General features: G+C 54.8%; 18 protein-coding genes. 11 read left to right on the forward strand and 7 right to left on the reverse strand.

Going from position 1 to position 20,191, the window contains the following annotated elements; all coding sequences use genetic code 11:
* Positions 1–7 precede the first annotated feature (7 nt).
* Entirely contained in the window at positions 8–1,309 is a 1,302-nt protein-coding gene (gene pbp4b, locus SK62_RS12195) for a penicillin binding protein PBP4B (protein WP_039271073.1), read from the forward strand.
* Positions 1,310–1,358: 49 nt separating this feature from the next.
* On the opposite strand, the gene SK62_RS12200 is transcribed toward pbp4b, so the two are convergent.
* From SK62_RS12200 to SK62_RS12210, 3 genes are all read right to left on the reverse strand, one after another.
* Positions 1,359–3,281, reverse strand: a complete 1,923-nt coding sequence (locus SK62_RS12200; protein WP_047719381.1) for a DNA topoisomerase III — start codon at positions 3,279–3,281, stop codon at positions 1,359–1,361.
* A gap of 4 nt (positions 3,282–3,285) precedes the next feature.
* The gene (gene selD / locus SK62_RS12205; RefSeq protein ID WP_017384682.1) at positions 3,286–4,329 is read right to left on the reverse strand and encodes a selenide, water dikinase SelD; all 1,044 of its coding nucleotides are present in this window, start codon (positions 4,327–4,329) and stop codon (positions 3,286–3,288) included.
* 116 nt (positions 4,330–4,445) lie between these two features.
* The gene (locus SK62_RS12210; RefSeq protein ID WP_039271074.1) at positions 4,446–4,997 is read right to left on the reverse strand and encodes an NAD(P)H nitroreductase; all 552 of its coding nucleotides are present in this window, start codon (positions 4,995–4,997) and stop codon (positions 4,446–4,448) included.
* Positions 4,998–5,164: 167 nt separating this feature from the next.
* Between SK62_RS12210 and sppA the strand changes: the two genes are divergently transcribed.
* From sppA to SK62_RS12230, 4 genes are all read left to right on the forward strand, one after another.
* The gene (gene sppA / locus SK62_RS12215) at positions 5,165–7,021 is read left to right on the forward strand and encodes a signal peptide peptidase SppA (RefSeq protein ID WP_045141479.1); all 1,857 of its coding nucleotides are present in this window, start codon (positions 5,165–5,167) and stop codon (positions 7,019–7,021) included.
* 62 nt (positions 7,022–7,083) lie between these two features.
* Complete coding sequence (ansA, locus tag SK62_RS12220) at positions 7,084–8,100, forward strand: asparaginase (RefSeq protein ID WP_023303507.1); 1,017 nt, start codon at positions 7,084–7,086, stop codon at positions 8,098–8,100.
* Positions 8,101–8,109: 9 nt separating this feature from the next.
* A complete protein-coding gene (gene pncA / locus SK62_RS12225) occupies positions 8,110–8,751 on the forward strand; it encodes a bifunctional nicotinamidase/pyrazinamidase (protein ID WP_017384686.1) in 642 nt (213 codons plus the stop codon).
* A gap of 219 nt (positions 8,752–8,970) precedes the next feature.
* On the forward strand, positions 8,971–10,224 hold the full coding sequence (locus SK62_RS12230) for a chitinase ChiD (protein ID WP_017693611.1): 1,254 nt from the start codon (positions 8,971–8,973) through the stop codon (positions 10,222–10,224).
* Between the two features lie 50 nt (positions 10,225–10,274).
* Here the strand turns inward: SK62_RS12230 and SK62_RS12235 are convergent, their stop codons facing one another.
* Positions 10,275–10,547, reverse strand: coding sequence for a YeaC family protein (locus tag SK62_RS12235; protein WP_017384688.1), 273 nt, complete (start codon positions 10,545–10,547; stop codon positions 10,275–10,277).
* 41 nt (positions 10,548–10,588) lie between these two features.
* A complete protein-coding gene (msrB, locus tag SK62_RS12240; protein WP_017384689.1) occupies positions 10,589–11,002 on the reverse strand; it encodes a peptide-methionine (R)-S-oxide reductase MsrB in 414 nt (137 codons plus the stop codon).
* A 341-nt stretch (positions 11,003–11,343) separates the two neighbouring features.
* Between msrB and gapA the strand changes: the two genes are divergently transcribed.
* The gene (gene gapA, locus SK62_RS12245; protein ID WP_006809136.1) at positions 11,344–12,339 is read left to right on the forward strand and encodes a glyceraldehyde-3-phosphate dehydrogenase; all 996 of its coding nucleotides are present in this window, start codon (positions 11,344–11,346) and stop codon (positions 12,337–12,339) included.
* Between the two features lie 74 nt (positions 12,340–12,413).
* Positions 12,414–13,298, forward strand: coding sequence for a D-hexose-6-phosphate mutarotase (locus SK62_RS12250; RefSeq protein ID WP_017693612.1), 885 nt, complete (start codon positions 12,414–12,416; stop codon positions 13,296–13,298).
* A gap of 66 nt (positions 13,299–13,364) precedes the next feature.
* On the opposite strand, the gene SK62_RS12255 is transcribed toward SK62_RS12250, so the two are convergent.
* Positions 13,365–14,111 carry a MipA/OmpV family protein gene (locus tag SK62_RS12255; RefSeq protein ID WP_017384691.1) on the reverse strand — a complete coding sequence of 249 codons (747 nt, stop codon included), beginning with the start codon at positions 14,109–14,111 and terminating at the stop codon, positions 13,365–13,367.
* 431 nt (positions 14,112–14,542) lie between these two features.
* Between SK62_RS12255 and yeaG the strand changes: the two genes are divergently transcribed.
* The 3 genes from yeaG (at position 14,543) to SK62_RS12270 (ending at position 18,450) form a co-directional block, all read left to right on the forward strand.
* Positions 14,543–16,477, forward strand: a complete 1,935-nt coding sequence (yeaG, locus tag SK62_RS12260) for a protein kinase YeaG (RefSeq protein WP_048249578.1) — start codon at positions 14,543–14,545, stop codon at positions 16,475–16,477.
* Between the two features lie 89 nt (positions 16,478–16,566).
* Positions 16,567–17,850 (forward strand): YeaH/YhbH family protein, encoded by a 1,284-nt coding sequence (locus tag SK62_RS12265; protein WP_017384692.1) that lies wholly within the window; start codon positions 16,567–16,569, stop codon positions 17,848–17,850.
* Between the two features lie 99 nt (positions 17,851–17,949).
* Complete coding sequence (locus SK62_RS12270; protein ID WP_047719371.1) at positions 17,950–18,450, forward strand: YbaK/prolyl-tRNA synthetase associated domain-containing protein; 501 nt, start codon at positions 17,950–17,952, stop codon at positions 18,448–18,450.
* Between the two features lie 20 nt (positions 18,451–18,470).
* On the opposite strand, the gene yoaI is transcribed toward SK62_RS12270, so the two are convergent.
* Positions 18,471–18,572, reverse strand: a complete 102-nt coding sequence (gene yoaI / locus SK62_RS23190; protein WP_017384693.1) for a small membrane protein YoaI — start codon at positions 18,570–18,572, stop codon at positions 18,471–18,473.
* A gap of 286 nt (positions 18,573–18,858) precedes the next feature.
* Between yoaI and SK62_RS12275 the strand changes: the two genes are divergently transcribed.
* A complete protein-coding gene (locus SK62_RS12275) occupies positions 18,859–20,190 on the forward strand; it encodes a glycoside-pentoside-hexuronide (GPH):cation symporter (protein ID WP_047719370.1) in 1,332 nt (443 codons plus the stop codon).
* Position 20,191 lies beyond the last annotated feature (1 nt).

Below are 20,191 nucleotides of genomic sequence, written 5' to 3' on the forward strand. Positions count from 1 at the left end.
ATCAACCATGAAACGACATGCTTTTTTTGCCTCTTTACTTGCTTTATCGGCTTCTGTTTTTGCGAACAACTATCCGGTTCTGACGAATGCACAACCGGAAAGCGTGGGCTTTAATATCGATAAACTGAAAAAACTGGATAGCTGGATTCAGGATCAGATCAACGCCGGGTATCCGGGTATGAACGTCGTCGTGATAAAAGACAATCATATCGTCTTTCAAAAAGCTTGGGGTTATGCAAAAAAATACGACGACTCCCATTTGATGGGTAATCCGCTACGCGCGACAACAGAGACAATGTACGATCTGGCTTCCAACACAAAAATGTACGCCACGAATTTCGCGCTTCAGAAGTTGGTTTACGAAGGCAAAATTAATGTCAACGATCGGGTCACGAAATACATACCCGGATTCACAGATCAACTCACAGAGAAGATTAAAGGAAAAGATGCCCTGCGAATTATTGATATTTTGCATCATACCGCCGGCTTCCCGGCCGATCCGCAATATCCAAACAAGCGTGTTGCAGGCAGCCTCTACTCTCAGGATAAACAGACCACGCTGGAGATGATTAAGCGAACGCCGCTTGATTATTCGCCAGGTACAAAACATGTCTACAGCGACGTCGATTACATGATCCTCGGATTTATCATCGAGTCCGTTACCGCAATGCCGCTTGATGTGTATGTTGAGAAACATATTTACCAGCCGCTCGGCCTGAAGCACACGGTGTTTAACCCTCTGTTAAAAGGCTTTAAGCAACAGCAAATTGCCGCCACCGAACTTAACGGTAACACCCGGGATGGTGTAATCAGTTTTCCGAATATTCGTACCACTACCCTCTGGGGCCAGGTTCATGATGAAAAGGCATGGTATTCCATGGAGGGCGTTTCAGGTCACGCAGGTCTGTTCTCAAATACACATGATATTGCCGTGCTGATGCAGACCATGCTTAACGGGGGGCATTATGGCAACGTTACGTTATTTGATCAGAGTACAGTAGATGAGTTTACCCGTAGCTCGGCAGCAGATGTCACCTTTGGACTGGGCTGGAGGGTTAACGGTAATTCCTCTATGACCCCAACCTTTGGCGTACTGGCAAGCCCTCAAACCTATGGGCATACGGGCTGGACAGGCACGCTCACCGCCATTGATCCCGTAAAACGTATGGCGATTGTCATTCTGGGCAACCGACCACATTCCCCCGTAGCTGATCCTAAAATGAATCCGAATGTTTTTGTCAGCGGGACCTTACCTGCGGCAACATATGGATGGATTGTCGATCAGATCTATGGCGCACTGAACGAGTAAACGCCACCCTTCTTGCCGGGTGGCGGCTTCGCCTTACCCGGCCTACGGTTTAAGCGTTTGTATTTTTGGCTGCGCTTTTCTTCTTTTTGAACGGTTTCTTCGCCCCGCCGCCCGGGGCGACCATTCCCCGGAATCGCTTCACTGGCGTACTGCGCGCCTGGTCAATCAGCTGATAAAGCGTCCCTACCAGCGGCTGCATAAAGTCCTGATAACGGCACTGCTTTTCGCTGATCTGCGTCAGCACCGACTCCCAGTGCGCGGTCATGTCCGGTCTGGCCGCCAGTTCAGGGAGGGAGTGGATGAGCGCCCGTCCCGGCTCTGTTGAGTGGATGTAACGCCCCTTCTTCTCAAGGAAACCACGCTTGAACAGTAATTCGATAATTCCCGCGCGGGTCGCCTCCGTACCCAGACCGTCGGTGGCGCGCAAGATCTTCTTCAGATCTTTATCCTGCACAAAACGGGCGATGCCGGTCATGGCCGACAGCAGCGTCGCATCGGTGAAGTGGCGCGGCGGCTGGGTTTGTCGTTCAACCACTTCGCCCTTCTCGCACAGCAGTTCGTCGCCTTTGGCCACGACCGGCAGCGGCGTGCCGTCGTTCTCTTCGTCACGCTCTTTGTTGCCGAGCAGCGTGCGCCAGCCCGCTTCCGCGAGGAAACGCGCTTTGGCGATAAATTTGCCTTTGGCAATCTCCAGTTCAATAACGCACTTGCGGAACACCGCGTCCGGGCAGAACTGCATCAGATACTGACGTGCGATCAGGTTATAGACCTTTGCTTCGTTGTCGGTCAGGTTGACGTTGCTGGTGCGCGCCGTCGGGATTATCGCGTGGTGAGCATCGACTTTTTTATCGTCCCAGCAGCGGTTATGGGTATCCGGGTTTACCGCCGGCTGCGGCAACAGATCCGGCGCATGGACGCCAATGGCATTCATCACCGAGTGGCGTCCGGCGAAGTGTTCTTCCGGCAGATAGCGGCTGTCCGAACGCGGATAGGTGATCAGCTTGTGGGTTTCGTAGAGCTTCTGGCAGATATCGAGCACGTTCTGCGCGCTAAGACCAAAGCGCTTAGCCGCCTCAATCTGCAACGCCGAAAGGGAGAACGGCAGCGGTGCGGGCTCCGTTTCCCGTTTGTCGTTATAGCTGGTGACGATTGCGGGCTGGCCGGTAATGCGGTTGACCACGTGCTCCGCCAGCGGGCGATGCAGCAGCCGTCCCTCTTCGTCCTGATATGACTCACAGGCATCGCTTGGCTGCCAGACGGCGGTAAAGCGTTCGTCTTTCGGCGTGACGATATGCGCTTTGACTTCGAAGAAGTCTTTGGCGACGAAATTTTCGATCTCTTCGTCGCGACGCACCACCAGCCCCAGCACCGGTGTCTGGACACGACCGACGGAGAGTACGCCCTGATAACCCGCGTTGCGCCCGAGAATGGTGTAGGCGCGGGTCATGTTGATCCCGTATAGCCAGTCCGCACGGGCACGCGCCAGCGCGGAGACACACAGGGGAATAAATTCGCTGTTGGCGCGCAGGCGTGAAATGGCCCGCTCTACCGCCTGAGGGTTGAGGTCGTTGATCAGGCAGCGCTGCACCTGCTGGCGCTTTTCCGGCGCCAGCTCCAGGTAGTCCAGCACTTCATCGACCAGCAGTTGCCCTTCCCTGTCCGGGTCACCCGCGTGGACCACTTCCGTCGCCTCATGCAGGAAGCGCTTAATGACGTTGAGCTGTTTGGTGACGGAAGGACGCGGTTGGAGACGCCACTTTTCCGGCACAATCGGCAGATCGTTGAGATTCCAGCGGGCGTAGCGGCTGTCGTAGACATCCGGCTGCGCCTGTTCAAGCAGGTGACCGATACACCAGGTGACCACCTGCCCGTTACCGCATTCGATAAAGCCGTCGCCTTTGCGATGCGGCCTGGGCAGCACATCGGCGATGGCACGCGCCAGACTCGGCTTTTCGGCAATAAACAACCGCATCGAATTAACGGATCTCAATCATCGGTCGACCACCGCGGGCGGTCACCAGCTCACCAATGGCCGTAAGGGTGATGCCAAACTCGGCAGCCGTCGCCTGAACGTCAGCTTCAGCTTCCGGCGTCACCGCCAGCAGCAGGCCGCCGGAGGTTTGCGGATCGCACAGCAGGTTACGCCACGCTTCCGGCATTTCGCCCATTAAATGGCCGTAGCTGGCGAAGTTGCGCTGCGTCCCGCCCGGCACTGCGCCCTGAGCAATGTACTCTTCCACGCCCGGCAGCTTAGGCACATCCTGATACCAGACCTGCGCCTGCACGCCCGCGCCCTGACAGACTTCAGAGAGGTGCCCCAGCAGACCAAAACCGGTCACGTCGGTCATGGCCTTCACGCCGTCGATATTGGCGAATGCCGCACCGGCGAGGTTCATCTGGCACATCACTTCCGTTGCCAGACCGATATGCTCGGGCTTCAGCAGGGATTTCTTCTCGGCAGTGGTCAGTACGCCAATGCCCAGCGGCTTAGTGAGGAACAGCTTGCAGCCCGCCTGCGCGGTGCTGTTGCGCTTCACGCGCTCGGTCGGCACCACGCCGGTGACGGCCAGGCCGAAGATCGGCTCCGGCGCATCGATAGAGTGACCACCGGCCAGGGCAATACCCGCCTGCTGGCAGGCAAAGCGTCCGCCTTCGATCACGTCGCGGGCAATCTCCGGCGGGAGGGTGTTAATCGGCCAGCCCAGAATGGCGATCGCCATAATCGGTTTACCGCCCATCGCAAAGATATCGCTGATGGCGTTGGTGGCCGCAATGCGCCCGAAGTCGAACGGGTTGTCGACAATCGGCATAAAGAAGTCAGTGGTGCTGATAATGCTGGTGCCGTTACCCAGGTCATAAACCGCTGCATCGTCACGCGTTTCGTTACCGACAAGCAGGTTCGGGTCGACAAACTTCGCCTGCTCACTGTGCAGGATGGTCTCCAGCACTTTCGGGGAAATTTTACAACCGCAACCGGCTCCGTGGCTGTATTGCGTTAAACGAATGGTTTGCTCGCTCATGGACGTCTCCTGTCATCTCAATCGCGCTATGGTAGCGCTCATTCCATAAAGAGGTAAGTATGACTGTCTGAATTCTGCGGCGGATGCTCAGAATCCAGACAGTTTAGCGCGGGTGATTAAAAACGGCTGACGAAAGGCGTGGTGTCCGGCACGCTAATGGTGCTGGAAGCTTTAAGCTGCGGGGTGCCGAGATAGAGGAAGCCGACAATTTTATCCTGTTCGCCGCAGGAGAAACCTTCCCGCACGGCGGTGCTCCCGGTCAGCGGCCCGGTACGCCAGATGCCGTTAAAGCCCTGCGCGACGGCGGCCATCTGCATTGCCATTACCGCGCAACCGGCAGACATCTCCTGCTCCCAGACCGGCACTTTATGATCGGCCTGACATTTTGCGACTACCGCGATGATCATCGGCGCACGGAACGGCGCGTTGCGGGCTTTATCAATCCCCTTCTCATCCTGGCCTGCGGCAACAGCCCCCTGCTCCAGCAGCTGGCTGAAGCGGTCGCGCCCTTCGCCTTCAATGATAAAGAAGTGCCACGGCTGCAATGTGCCATGGTCCGGCGCACGCATTCCGGCACGCAGAATGTTTTCCAGCTGCTCGCCGACGGGTGCCGGTTCGGCCAGGCGGGAAGCGCTACGACGGTTAACAAGCAGTTCAAGTGCGTCCATTGGTTAACTCCTTTCATGAAATTTACTCACAAAATTAACACGACAGCAGAATTTGTTACAGCGTGGCAGGCGATTCCTGCTGACAAGTGGCGGTTGGGTCATTACGATAACCGCACATTACCGTCCCGTGGCGACGGAAACAGTCCTTTTCTGGTTAGGGAGAATACATGCGAACCCTTTGGCGAATCTTTGCCGGTTTCTTTAAATGGACGTGGCGACTGCTCAACTTCGTCCGCAACCTGGTGATGAACATCTTCTTCATCTTCCTGGTCCTGGTATGCGCAGGTATCTGGATGCATATCAGCAATGCAAACCAGTCGCAGCATTCGACGCGCGGCGCGCTGTTACTCGATATCACCGGGGTGATTGTTGATAAGCCATCGACCAGCAACCGTCTGGGCGTGATTGGTCGCCAGCTGTTCGGCGCAACGTCAGACCGTCTTCAGGAAAACTCCCTGTTTGATATCGTCGACACCATCCGTCAGGCTAAAGACGATCGTAACATTACCGGTATCGTGCTGGACCTGAAAGATTTTGCCGGCGCCGATCAGCCGTCAATGCAGTACATCGGTAAAGCGCTGCGCGAATTCCGCGACAGCGGTAAACCGGTTATTGCCATTGGCGACAGCTACACCCAGGGACAATATTATCTGGCGAGCTTTGCCAATAAGATCTGGCTGTCGCCACAGGGCACGGTCGATCTGCATGGCTTTGCCACTAACGGTCTGTACTACAAATCGCTGCTCGACAAGCTGAAGGTCACCACCCACGTCTTCCGCGTCGGGACCTATAAATCAGCCGTGGAGCCGTTTATCCGCGATGATATGTCCCCTGCCGCCCGTGAAGCGGACAGCCGCTGGATTGGCGAGCTGTGGCAGAACTACCTCGGCACCATTGCCGCTAACCGTCAGATTACCGCTGAGCAGGTCTTCCCGGGCGCGCGCGGCGTGCTGGACGGCCTGCGCAAGGTGGACGGCGATACAGCGAAATACGCGCTTGATAACAAACTGGTCGATCAGCTGGGTTCCAGCGCTGAAATTGAAAAAGCGCTGACCAAACAGTTCGGCTGGAGTAAAGAGGATAAAAACTACAGCGCCATCAGCATGTATGACTACGCCGCGAAAAAGCCGGACGACAGTGGTGACAGCATCGCCGTGGTGTTTGCTAACGGGGCCATTATGGATGGCGAAGAAACGCCGGGGAACGTCGGCGGGGACACCACCGCGTCGCAGATCCGCGATGCGCGCCTGGATCCGAAAGTGAAGGCGATTGTCCTGCGAGTGAACAGCCCTGGCGGCAGCGTCAGCGCCTCTGAAGTGATACGTGCTGAACTGGCCGCCGCGCGCGCCGCGGGCAAGCCGGTAGTGGTATCGATGGGCGGCATGGCGGCTTCCGGGGGGTACTGGATCTCGACGCCAGCCAACTACATTGTGGCTAACCCAAGCACGCTGACCGGCTCGATTGGCATCTTCGGCGTGATCAACACCGTAGAGAACAGCCTGGATTATCTCGGCGTCCACACCGACGGCGTTTCCACCTCGCCGCTGGCGGATGTGTCCGTCACCAAATCCCTGCCGCCTGAGGTGTCTGAGATGATGCAGCTCAGCATTGAGAGTGGCTATAAACGTTTCATCACGCTGGTTGCGGACTCCCGTAAAAAGACGCCCGATCAGATTGACCAGATCGCTCAGGGCCACGTCTGGACCGGCCAGGACGCGAAGAGCAACGGCCTGGTAGACAGCCTGGGTGACTTCGACGACGCCGTGAAGAAAGCGGCGGAGCTGGCGAAGCTCAAGCAGTGGCACGTGGACTATTATCAGGACGAACCAACGTTCTTCGATATGGTCATGGACAGCATGTCCGGCTCCGTTCGTGCCATGCTGCCGGACGCGCTTCAGGCTTATCTGCCGGCGCCGGTGGCGACCGCGGCGAAAGCCATGAGAGCAGAGAGCGACAAGCTCGCAGCCTTTAATGATCCACAAAGCCGCTACGCGTTTTGCCTGACCTGTGCGAACGTGCGTTAAAAACCGTCCCCTCTTCCCGTGAAGAGGGGATTTTTTCTTTTGAAGAACAAGAACTCATTACCATGCAGAAGAAATCAATTTATGTCGCCTATACCGGCGGTACCATCGGTATGCAGCGCTCAGAAAATGGCTATATCCCGGTTTCCGGCCACTTACAGCGCCAGCTGGCGCTGATGCCTGAATTCCACCGTCCGGAAATGCCGGACTTTACCATCCACGAATATGAGCCGCTGATGGACTCCTCCGACATGACGCCGGAAGACTGGCAGCATATTGCGGACGATATTAAAGCCCATTACGACCAGTACGACGGCTTCGTGATCCTGCACGGCACCGACACCATGGCGTTCACCGCCTCGGCGCTCTCCTTCATGCTGGAGAACCTGAGCAAGCCCGTCATCGTGACCGGCTCGCAGATCCCGCTGGCGGAACTGCGTTCAGACGGGCAGATCAACCTGCTTAACTCCCTGTACGTGGCCGCTAATTACCCGATCAACGAGGTAACGCTGTTCTTCAACAACCGGCTGTACCGCGGGAACCGTACCACTAAAGCGCACGCCGATGGCTTTGACGCTTTTGCCTCACCTAACCTGCAACCGCTGCTGGAAGCGGGGATCCATATCCGTCGTCTGGGCACGCCGCCCGCGCCAAATACCGCAGGCGAACTGATCGTTCACCCGATCACCCCGCAGCCGATCGGCGTGGTGACGATTTATCCGGGTATTTCCGCCGACGTGGTGCGCAACTTCCTGCGCCAGCCGGTGAAGGCGCTGATCCTGCGCTCCTATGGTGTGGGTAACGCCCCGCAGAACGGTGAATTCCTGAAAGAGCTTCAGGAGGCGAGCGATCGCGGGATTGTGGTGGTCAACCTCACCCAGTGTATGTCCGGCAAAGTCAATATGGGCGGCTACGCCACCGGTAATGCCCTGGCGCACGCTGGCGTGATCAGTGGTTTCGATATGACCGTTGAGGCAACGCTGACTAAACTTCACTATTTACTGAGTCAGGATCTGGATATTGATTCCATTCGCCGCGCCATGATGCAAAACCTGCGCGGTGAACTGACGCCGGACGAATAAGGAGGTCCCATGAAGCAACGCGCCCTGTTACTGGTCGATTTGCAAAATGATTTCTGTGCGGGCGGTGCGCTGGCCGTTGCCGAAGGCGACAGCACCGTAGACGTCGCGAATTCGCTGATTGAGTGGTGTAAAGCTCGTGGTGAAGCGGTGGTGGCGAGTCAGGACTGGCATCCGGCAAACCACGGCAGCTTTGCCAGCCAGCACAACGTTGAGCCTTACAGCCAGGGCGAACTGGACGGGCTGGCGCAAACCTTCTGGCCCGATCACTGCGTGCAGCAGACGGAAGGCGCTGAGCTGCATCCGCTGCTGAACCAGAAGGCCATCGACGCGGTGTTCCACAAAGGTGAAAACCCAACCATCGACAGCTACAGCGCGTTCTTTGATAACGGTCATCGTCAGAAGACGGCGCTGGACGCGTGGTTGCGCCACCATGAGATCACCGAGCTGATTGTGCTGGGCCTGGCGACGGATTACTGCGTGAAGTTCACCGTGCTGGATGCGCTCCAGTTGGGCTATACCGTGAATGTCATCACCGACGGCTGTCGCGGGGTGAATATTCAGCCGCATGACAGCGCTCAGGCGTTTATGGATATGGCCGCAGAAGGCGCAACGCTGTATACGCTGGCTGACTGGATGGAGACGCAGGCGTAAGCTTTTTAGCCGGGTGACGGCTTAGCCTTACCCGGCCTACTTTCTCTGGTTTTGTAGACCGGGTAAGCGTCAGCGCCACCCGGCATTTCTTCCCCAATCCCCATAAAGTGAACTCCCTCGCATCACAAGCGAAACGGCGATGCTATTCTCTTCAGGCTGTTTTTTCGCCACGCCTTTTCTGTGGCGTGGTTATTTTTATTCAGTCAAAGAGGAAATTATATGAAACGTTTGCCCTTGCTGGCAGCATTACCCTTGCTTTGCGCGTCACTGGCTTCCGCCGCGCCCCTGATGTCCGTGGGTTACTTCAATGGCGGTGGCGATGTTACCGCCGGACCGGGTGGCGATATTAATAAACTCGACGTCCGCCAGATCACCCACCTCAACTACTCGTTTGGTCTGGTTTATAACAACGAGAAAAACGAAACCAACGCCGCGCTGAAAGATCCGGCAAAACTGCATCAAATCTGGTTATCATCTAAGGTGGCATCCGATCTGGCGTTGCTTCCTCAGCTTCGTAAACAAAACCCGAACCTGAAAGTCCTGCTTTCCGTTGGCGGCTGGGGGGCGCGTGGTTTTTCTGGCGCAGCGGCAACCAAAGAGAGTCGCGCGGTATTTATTCGCTCCGCACAGGAGATCGTCAGTAAATACGGCCTGGACGGGATCGACCTGGACTGGGAATATCCGGTCAACGGCGCGTGGGGACTGGTCGAGAGCACCCCTGCCGACCGGGATAATTTCACCGCGCTGTTAAAAGAGATGCGTGACGCGTTTGGTAAGAAAAAGCTGGTCACGATTGCGGTGGGCGCGAATGCGGAAAGTCCGAAAAGCTGGGTGGATGTGAAAGCCATTGCCCCCCTGCTCGATTACATCAACCTGATGACCTACGACATGGCGTACGGTACTCAGTATTTTAACGCGAATCTGTATGACTCCAGCGCCTGGCCAACGGTGGCTGCCGCAGACAAGTACAGCGTCGATTTTGTGGTGAATAACTATCTGGCCGCCGGGCTGAAGCCGCAGCAGATGAACCTCGGAATTGGTTTCTATGGGCGCGTGCCGAAGCGCGCCGTTGAACCGGGTATCGACTGGAGCAAATCGGACGCGCAGAACAATCCGGTGACGCAGCCCTACTTCGGGCCGCAGGAACTGGGCCTGTTCAAATCGCTTGGCTATGATCTGACCAAAGATACCTATGTGAAATACAACGATATCGTCCGCAAGCTGCTGAACGATCCGCAGAAACGCTTTACCGAGCACTGGGACGAACAGGCGAAGGTGCCGTGGCTGTCGGTGAAATCCGCCGACGGGAAGGCGCTGTTTGCGATTTCCTATGAGAACCCGCGCTCCGTGGCGATCAAAGCGGATTACATTAAGGAGAAAGGTCTGGCTGGCGCCATGTTCTGGGAGTACGGTGCTGACGACGAAAACCAGCTCGCGAAACAGCTGGCGGAGTCGCTTGGGATCCCGCACTAAGATGTAGTGTGCCGGGTGGCGCTAGCGCTTACCCGGCCTACATGGGAGCTTTATTTGAAGGTCGCAATCGGCTTCGGCGCGATGCCGAACTCTTCTTTCAGCTCGCGCTTGCTTTTCATCACCATCTGACCGTTAGTGTCGATGGTCATGTGCTGGGCGTCGGTATTGTGACGCGCCTGCCACAGCATCACCAGCTGCAAACTGTTCTCTTTTTGCTCAGGTGTGAGCGCCACACCGTCCGGCCATTTTCCCAGCTCAACGGCCGTTACCAGACGCTGATAAACCTCCGGGGTCATACCTGCAATCATGTCATCAATATTCATGATCTCTCCCTTTCAAAGGAATAATTTGCTGAATCGTTTTTTCAACCCTTGGTATGGTCGCCGTTTTCATCATCGGTAAAGCTCATGGAAGCCGAATTTACACAGAAACGCTCCCCCGTCGGCTGCGGGCCATCCGGGAAGACATGCCCGAGATGGGCGTCACAGTTCCCGCAGCGAATTTCGGTGCGCACCATGCCGTGCGAGGTGTCCGTCAGGTAGCGGATCGCATCATCGCTGACAGGCTCGTAAAAGCTCGGCCAGCCGCAGCCAGAATCGTACTTCGTCTGGGAGTTAAACAGCGGTGCATCACACACCAGGCAGTGGTAGACGCCTTCCCGTTTATTGTGCAGCAAACGCCCGGAAAACGGCGGTTCTGTGCCGTGATTTTGCGTCACGTAAAACTGCATCTCTGTAAGGTTTTTTTTCAAATCGTCGGGGTTACGTTGGTTCGACATATGCTTACATCTCGCTGTTGAAACAGACATCTTTTAACCCAGATTCTAACAAAACATTAACACCCGCGCGTGCACTTTTGTTCTAAACTTATGTGTCGCGAAAAGGCGGTCAGGCAATTGTGATCAATTTCACATTTTAATCCTGCGAGGCCTTTAAAATTCCGGGCGCAGCCCCCATGTGGTTGCTAGCTCAAAGGGAAAGTGAGGCGAGTCAGTCGCACAAACGTTAGTCACAGGATTGATTTGTCGCAATGATTGACACGATTCCGCTTGACGCTGCGTAAGGTTTTTGTAATTTTACAGGCAACCTTTTATTCACTAACAAATAGCTGGTGGAATATATGACTATCAAAGTAGGTATCAACGGTTTTGGCCGTATCGGCCGTATTGTTTTCCGTGCTGCTCAGAAACGTTCTGACATCGAAATCGTTGGTATCAACGATCTCCTGGACGCTGAATACATGGCGTACATGCTGAAGTACGACTCAACTCACGGTCGTTTCGACGGCACCGTTGAAGTGAAAGACGGCCACCTGGTTGTTAATGGCAAAACCATCCGCGTTACTGCTGAGAAAGACCCAGCTAACCTGAAATGGAACGAAATCGGTGTTGACGTTGTAGCTGAAGCTACCGGTATCTTCCTGACCGACGAAACTGCACGTAAACACATCACTGCGGGTGCGAAGAAAGTTGTTCTGACTGGTCCTTCCAAAGACAACACCCCAATGTTCGTTCGCGGTGCAAACTTCGAAACTTACGCTGGCCAGGACATCGTTTCCAACGCATCCTGCACCACCAACTGCCTGGCACCGCTGGCTAAAGTTATCAACGACAACTTCGGCATCATCGAAGGTCTGATGACTACCGTTCACGCAACCACCGCTACTCAGAAAACCGTTGATGGCCCGTCTCACAAAGACTGGCGCGGCGGCCGTGGCGCGGCTCAGAACATCATCCCATCTTCTACCGGTGCTGCTAAAGCAGTAGGTAAAGTACTGCCAGAACTGAATGGCAAACTGACTGGTATGGCGTTCCGCGTTCCAACTCCTAACGTATCCGTTGTTGACCTGACCGTTCGTCTGGAAAAAGCTGCTTCTTATGAAGAAATTAAGAAAGCAATCAAAGCTGCTTCCGAAGGCCCAATGAAAGGCGTTCTGGGTTACACCGAAGACGACGTTGTATCTACCGATTTCAACGGCGAAGTGTGCACTTCCGTGTTCGATGCTAAAGCAGGTATCGCACTGAACGACAACTTCGTGAAACTGGTTTCCTGGTACGACAACGAAACTGGCTACTCTAACAAAGTACTGGACCTGATCGCTCACATCTCCAAATAAGTTGAGATGAGTGCTTGATCCTAAAAGGCGACTTCGGTCGCCTTTTTTATTGTTTTTAGACAGAGGATTGCTTAATGATTAATAAAATTTTTGCACTTCCGGTAGTCGAACAACTTACCCCTGTGATCTCCCGCCGTCAGATCGACGGTGCTGATATCATCGTCGTTGATCATCCGCGCGTTAAAGCCTCCGTAGCGCTCAATGGCGCCCACCTGCTCTCCTGGAAACCAGAAGGTGAAGAAGAAGGCCTGTGGCTGAGCGAGGCCACCTCGTTCAAAAAAGGGGCGGCGATCCGCGGCGGCGTACCGATCTGCTGGCCATGGTTTGGCCCGTCAGCGCAGCAGGGTTTACCCTCACACGGTTTCGCCCGTAACCAGCAGTGGACGCTGAAAGCCCACAACGAAGATGAAAACGGTGCGGTGTTGACCTTTGAACTCCAGGCGAATGATGAAACGCGTGCCCTGTGGCCACACGAGTTCACCCTGTATGCCCGCTTCAAGCTGGGTAAAACCTGCGAGATTGAACTGGAAGCGCACGGCGAATTTGAAACAACGTCCGCCCTGCACACCTATTTCAACGTAGGCGACATTCAGGCCGTTAAGGTGAGCGGACTTGGCGATACCTTTATCGACAAAGTGGATAACGCGAAAGAAGGCAAGCTGGACGACGGCGTGCAGACTTTCCCGGATCGTACCGACCGCGTGTATCTGCACCCGGAAGCCTGTAGCGTCATCCACGACAGCGCGCTGAACCGCGGTATTGATGTGGTTCATCACCACCACAGCAACGTGGTGGGCTGGAACCCGGGCCCTGCCCTTTCCGTCAGCATGGCGGATATCCCGGATGACGGTTACAAGACCTTCGTGTGCGTGGAAACCGCGTGCGTGACCGCGCCGCAGAAAACCAGCGAAGAAAAACCGTCCCGCTTAGGCCAGACGATCAAGATTGTGAAGCGCTAATATTGTTCAGGCATCATAAAAAACAAACGGGGCGCTAGCGCCCCGTTTTAATGCATCACGTTCTGGTCAGAACTTGTAGGTCACACCCACGGAGAAGATGCCAGACCAGGACTTGTCGACCATCGGGCTGTCTTTCACTTCATCGCTCAGACGAATGTAACGGCCAGTACCGTACACATTCCAGTCACCGAGGAAGTTATACGAGGCGGTGAGTTCCAGGTACGGGTCCCAGCCATCATCCGCGCTGTAGCTCTTCAGACCACTGCGGCGAGACTCCGCTTTAGACACGCCATAGTAGTAGTCGTTGTAATTCTCGCTGCTGTACTGCACACCGATACCCGGCGTCAGCGTCACTGCGCCGTTGGTATAGCGATAAAGCCACGCCAGATCCCAGATGAAGCCGTTGCTGTTGTCCAGGGTATCGCCCGCCAGCGCAGTGCGCAGGAAGCCATACTCGGTATTATGGACGTAAGAAAGCCCCGCCATCAGTGAGCTTCTGCGTTTGTCCAGCTGACGAAGCGCATTGCTGTCGCTGTCGCCTGGTTTAAAGTGCGTTGGATCGTAATAGGCCATGATGGAGAGCTTATCGGCCGTATCGTTCCACAGATAGTAGCCACCGCCCAACCCACGGAACCAGAAGTTATCGCCTTCATAGGTGACAACGGGGACAGGATAAACGTCGCGGTCATACTGCTTGTACGGGCTGTTAATCACGCCAGCACCCGCGCCAACAGTCCACTGGCTCTCAGCCTGTACGGTGCTCGCTGCGGTAGCGGCAAGGATGCCCAATGCCAGAAGTTTGAGTTTGGTCACAATCCATTCTTTCCTGTAGTCAAATAATCAGCGGGTGAAGTGTAACCGCCATTCCCGTACATCCCAAAATTTTTTGCGCGCTAATCCGTTTGATTAACCCGTTATTTTTCATTTTTCAGATGACATCCCGCTTTCATTTATGTGACCGATAAATGAAAAACCCACTTTTCGCTTATAACCGCAGTGGAAATTTTTGGATGAGTTATTGATATGTCATTGAAAGTAGATTTTATCCGTATGCAAGTTTTGCAATTGCCATCTACGCTTTAATTTAAGAAGAGGTTTTGCTGAACACCCTGCGGTTCATAGCCTTCGACCTGGCACACAGGTTGCTGCTCTGGCAGTGAGGTGCGAAAAATTCTCTTCCGGGAGCCTCCACTACTCATACGAACGGCTCTTATCCTGTGCTAAAAACGAAAGGACGGCATGCCATGAATATATTCGATCACTATCGCCAGCGCTACGAAGCTGCCAAGGACGAAGAGTTCACACTGCAGGAGTTTCTTACCATTTGTCGGCAAGATCGCAGTGCCTATGCCAATGCGGCAGAACGGCTATTGATGGCTATTGGTGAGCCAAACATGGTTGATACTGCCCTGGAGCCACGGCTTTCCCGTCTATTTTCGAATCGGGTGGTCGCCCGATACCCGGCGTTTGAAGAGTTCTATGGCATGGAAGACGCCATTGAGCAGATCGTCTCCTACCTGAAGCATGCCGCTCAGGGGCTGGAAGAGAAGAAACAGATCCTTTACCTGCTGGGTCCTGTCGGTGGGGGTAAATCCTCCCTGGCTGAACGGCTGAAAGCGCTGATGCAGCGCGTGCCGATCTATGTGCTGAGCGCCAACGGCGAACGCAGCCCGGTCAATGACCATCCGCTGTGCCTGTTTAATCCGCAAGAGGATGCGCAAATTCTGGAAAAAGAGTTTGGCATTCCGCATCGCTATCTCGGTACGATCATGTCGCCGTGGGCGGCAAAACGTCTGCACGAGTTCGGCGGGGACATCACCAAGTTCCGCGTCGTGAAAGTGTGGCCGTCTATCCTCGAGCAGATCGCCATCGCTAAAACTGAACCCGGTGACGAGAACAACCAGGATATCTCGGCGCTGGTGGGTAAAGTCGATATCCGTAAGCTGGAGCATCACGCGCAAAACGACCCGGATGCCTACGGTTATTCCGGTGCGCTGTGCCGCGCCAACCAGGGGATTATGGAATTTGTCGAGATGTTTAAAGCACCGATCAAAGTGCTGCATCCGCTACTGACCGCCACCCAGGAAGGGAACTACAACGGGACGGAAGGTATTTCCGCCCTGCCGTTTAACGGGATTATCCTTGCCCACTCTAACGAATCTGAATGGGTGACCTTCCGTAACAACAAAAACAATGAGGCGTTCCTTGACCGCGTGTACATCGTCAAAGTGCCTTATTGCCTGCGGATCTCCGAGGAGATCAAGATTTACGAAAAACTGCTCAACCACAGTGAGCTGGTTCATGCCCCTTGCGCACCGGGAACGCTGGAAACGCTGTCGCGCTTCTCGATCCTGTCGCGCCTGAAAGAGCCGGAAAACTCCAGCATCTACTCAAAAATGCGCGTGTATGACGGCGAAAGCCTGAAGGATACCGACCCGAAAGCGAAATCGTACCAGGAATACCGCGATTACGCCGGGGTCGACGAAGGGATGAACGGTCTGTCGACGCGTTTCGCGTTTAAGATCCTCTCCCGCGTCTTTAACTTCGACCACGCGGAAGTGGCCGCCAACCCGGTTCATCTGTTCTACGTGCTGGAACAGCAAATTGAACGTGAACAATTCCCACAGGAGCAGGCTGAACGCTACCTGGAGTTCCTGAAAGGCTACCTGATCCCAAAATACGCCGAGTTTATCGGCAAAGAGATCCAGACCGCCTACCTGGAATCCTATTCTGAATACGGCCAGAACATCTTCGACCGGTACGTCACCTACGCTGACTTCTGGATCCAGGATCAGGAGTACCGCGACCCGGATACCGGCCAGTTGTTTGACCGTGAATCCCTGAACGCAGAGCTGGAAAAAATTGAGAAGCCAGCCGGGATCAGCAACCCGAAAGACTTCCGAAACGAGATTGTGAACTTCGTGCTGCGCGCCAGAGCACATAACAATGGCCGCAATCCGAACTGGACCAGCTACGAAAAACTGCGCACGGTTATAGAGAAGAAAATGTTCTCTAACACGGAAGAGCTGTTGCCGGTCATCTCGTTCAACGCCAAAACCTCAACCGACGAGCAGAATAAGCACGACGATTTTGTCGACCGTATGATGGAGAAAGGCTATACCCGCAAACAGGTCCGCCTGCTCTGTGAATGGTATCTGCGCGTGCGTAAATCGTCTTAAAACAAGTGCCCGGTAACGCGCTTACCGGGCCAACAAAATGTCCGGCACTTACGGACGCTGCAAGTTGGCAAATGCAGTACGGGGGATATATGACCTGGTTTATTGACCGGCGTCTTAACGGCAAAAACAAGAGCACGGTGAATCGCCAGCGCTTCTTGCGCCGTTATAAAGCGCAAATTAAACAGTCGATCTCCGAGGCCATCAACAAACGCTCGGTGACCGACGTCGACAGCGGCGAATCCGTCTCCATCCCTAACGATGACATCAGCGAACCGATGTTTCATCAGGGGCGTGGCGGCCTTCGCCATCGCGTGCACCCAGGTAATGACCACTTCGTCCAGAATGACAGAATCGAGCGGCCCCAAGGCGGAGGCGGCGGTTCTGGCAGCGGTCAGGGGCAGGCCAGCCAGGACGGTGAAGGCCAGGACGAGTTCGTCTTTCAGATTTCAAAAGACGAATATCTCGACCTGCTGTTTGAGGATCTGGCCCTGCCGAATCTGAGAAAGAATCAGCACCGTCAGCTCAACGAATACAAAACCCATCGCGCGGGTTATACCGCAAACGGGGTGCCCGCCAACATCAGCGTGGTGCGTTCACTGCAAAACTCACTGGCGCGACGCACGGCGATGACGGCAGGCAAACGGCGCGAACTGCGCGAGCTGGAAACCAGCCTGAAAGTGGTGGAAAACACGGAGCCGGCACAACTGCTGGAAGAGGAGCGCCTGCGAAAAGAGATCGCCGAACTGCGGGCGAAGATCGACCGGGTGCCGTTTATCGACACGTTCGACCTGCGCTACAAGAACTACGAAAAACGGCCGGAGCCTTCCAGCCAGGCGGTGATGTTCTGCCTGATGGACGTATCAGGTTCAATGGATCAGGCCACCAAGGATATGGCTAAGCGTTTTTATATTCTGCTCTATCTGTTCCTGAGCAGAACGTATAAGAACGTGGAGGTGGTCTACATCCGCCATCACACTCAGGCGAAAGAGGTGGATGAACATGAGTTCTTTTACTCGCAGGAGACCGGCGGCACCATCGTGTCGAGCGCCCTGAAGCTGATGGACGAGGTGGTGAAGGAGCGCTACGATCCGGCGCAGTGGAATATCTACGCCGCGCAGGCATCGGATGGCGATAACTGGGCGGATGACTCGCCGCTGTGTCATGAAATTCTGGCGAAGAAGATCCTGCCGGTGGTGCGTTACTACAGCTATATTGAAATTACCCGTCGCGCCCACCAGACGTTGTGGCGTGAGTATGAGCATCTGCAAGCGATGTTCGATAACTTTGCGATGCAGCACATTCGTGACCAGGATGACATCTACCCGGTCTTCCGGGAACTGTTCCAGAAACAGTCGTCCACCAGCAACGCATGACCCAACAGCCAGCGCACCCGCTGGCTGTTTTCTTTCAGCCCTCTCCGTCCCGTGCTAATGTAGCAAGCTACGTATTGGCAAATCACAGGTGAAATCGTTATGTCTGATGACGTGATCGGGACGACGACCCATCAGCGGCTAATCAGCTTATTAACCGAGCAGGAGGCGCGCTTTCGCGTGGTGGCGCATGAGGCCGTTGGGAAATGCGAAGCGGTCAGTGAAATTCGCGGGACCGATCTCCGACAGGGTGCAAAAGCACTGGTCTGCAAGGTAAAAGGCAACGGTGTTAAGAAACATATTCTGGCAATCCTCGCCGCCGATCGGCAGGCCGATCTGAGCCTGCTGGCCAGTCATTTCGGTGGGCTAAAGGCCTCGCTCGCCAGTCCGGCTGAAGTGGATACGCTTACCGGCTGCGTTTTCGGCGCCATTCCCCCCTTCAGCTTTCATCCGGATCTGACGCTGGTCGCCGATCCGCTGCTGTTTGAGCGCTTCGATGAGATCGCCTTTAACGCCGGCCTGCTGGAAAAGTCGGTGATTATGGACACCCAAGACTATCTGCGTATCGCCCGTCCTGAACTGGTGACGTTCCGTAAACAATAAATACTGCGGCTGGCTAACGGTCAGCCGTTTTCCAGCAGCAGCACGGAAGCAATCAAAATAATCGCGATAATAAAAAACGATGAGGAGATAATCAGCGTTTCGACAAACATAGGATCGTTCATGATGCCCTCTGCTTTGCCCGTTTGCCTCTTTTTTACCCCCGCACAATGACAGTTAAATGACAATGACGCGTCCATGAAATAACTATTTTTTCGCTGAAACGATTCGCTGTTAACTATCCTCCCCCGTATAAAGTCACTGTTTAAATACTTTATTTGTTACCGGTATCACGAAAAGAAATTTACGTAACCCCGATGCCAGATCTCGCAATTGTTAACCTTTTCATCATGGTTAACCCTGTTTACGGAGCACCTCAAAAATAAACCTTACACTGGCAAGGTGAATACAATGACCGAAATAATTACCCGTAAAGAAAAGATCAGTTATGGGTTAGGCGATATGGCGAGCCATATTGGGCTGGATAACGTCATTATTTTTCTGACGTTTTACTATACGGACGTGGTGGGGCTACCTGCCGCATTCGTGGGCACCATGTTTCTTCTGGCGAGAACCGCCGATGCCATAATAGACCCGGCGATGGGCTATATCGCAGACAGGACGCGCACGCGCTGGGGCAAATTCCGCCCCTGGATGCTGTGGCTGGCGCTGCCCTTTGGCGCAAGTTGTCTGCTGACCTACGCCGTTCCGGCGTCGCTCGATCTGCACGGTAAAATGATTTTCGCCACCGTCAGCTATACCCTGATGATGCTGATGTATACCGCAATCAATATTCCCTATTGCTCCATGGGCGCGGTGATCACGCCCGACAACGATGCGCGAATTTCCCTCCAGTCCTATCGTTTTTTCCTGGCCACGCTGGGTGGCGCGCTGTCGACATTCTTTATGATGCCGCTCGCAGAGTTTTTAGGCGGCGATGATAAATTACTGGGCTACCGCTGGGCGATGGCCATTATGGCGACCATCGCGGTCATCATGTTCTGGATCTGCTTCGCCAATACGCGCGAGCGTATTAAGGCTCCCGCCACCCACAATAATTATCTTGCGGAACTGCGGGATTTATTACGAAACGACCAATGGCGGGTTGTCGCCGTCCTGGTATTAACCAACATTGGTTTTGGCGTTATTCGCCTTGGCGCAATGATGTATTTCGTCACTTATTATCTCGGTAGCGCAAGCTATTTTATGTGGATGCTCGGGGCGCATATTCTCGGGAAAGCCGCAGGCAGTGCGCTGGCCAAACGTCTGACGCAGAACGTCAGCAAAGTGCAGATGTTTGGATACTGTTCCGTACTGGCGGGGGTACTCAGCATCGCCCTGTTCTTTGCGCCTAAGTCAGTGCTTATTCTGGTGCCCATGACGTTTATCGTCTCCACCCTTTACCAGGCCACCACCACGCTGATGTGGGTAATGATGGCGGACGTCGCCGATTACGGCGAATGGGAACAGGGCAAACGCATGGACGGCGTGATCTTCTCCACCTTCCTCGCCGTACTCAAGCTGGGAATGGCGATCAGCGGCGCGATTGTTGGCTGGACGCTGGGCTTAAGCGGCTATGTCGCCAACGCCCCGGAACAGACCACCACGGCCATGTACTGCATCATCGCCCTCTTCACCGTCGTGCCTGGCGTCTTGTCACTCTGCGCGTTTGCCACGCTGCGCTGGTACAAGCTCGACGACAGCACAATGCAATCCATCCATCTTGCCAAACACCCTGTTTAGA

Origin of the sequence: Enterobacter sp. BIDMC109 (assembly GCF_001037885.1) — a bacterium.
Lineage (GTDB): Bacteria > Pseudomonadota > Gammaproteobacteria > Enterobacterales > Enterobacteriaceae > Enterobacter > Enterobacter hormaechei_C.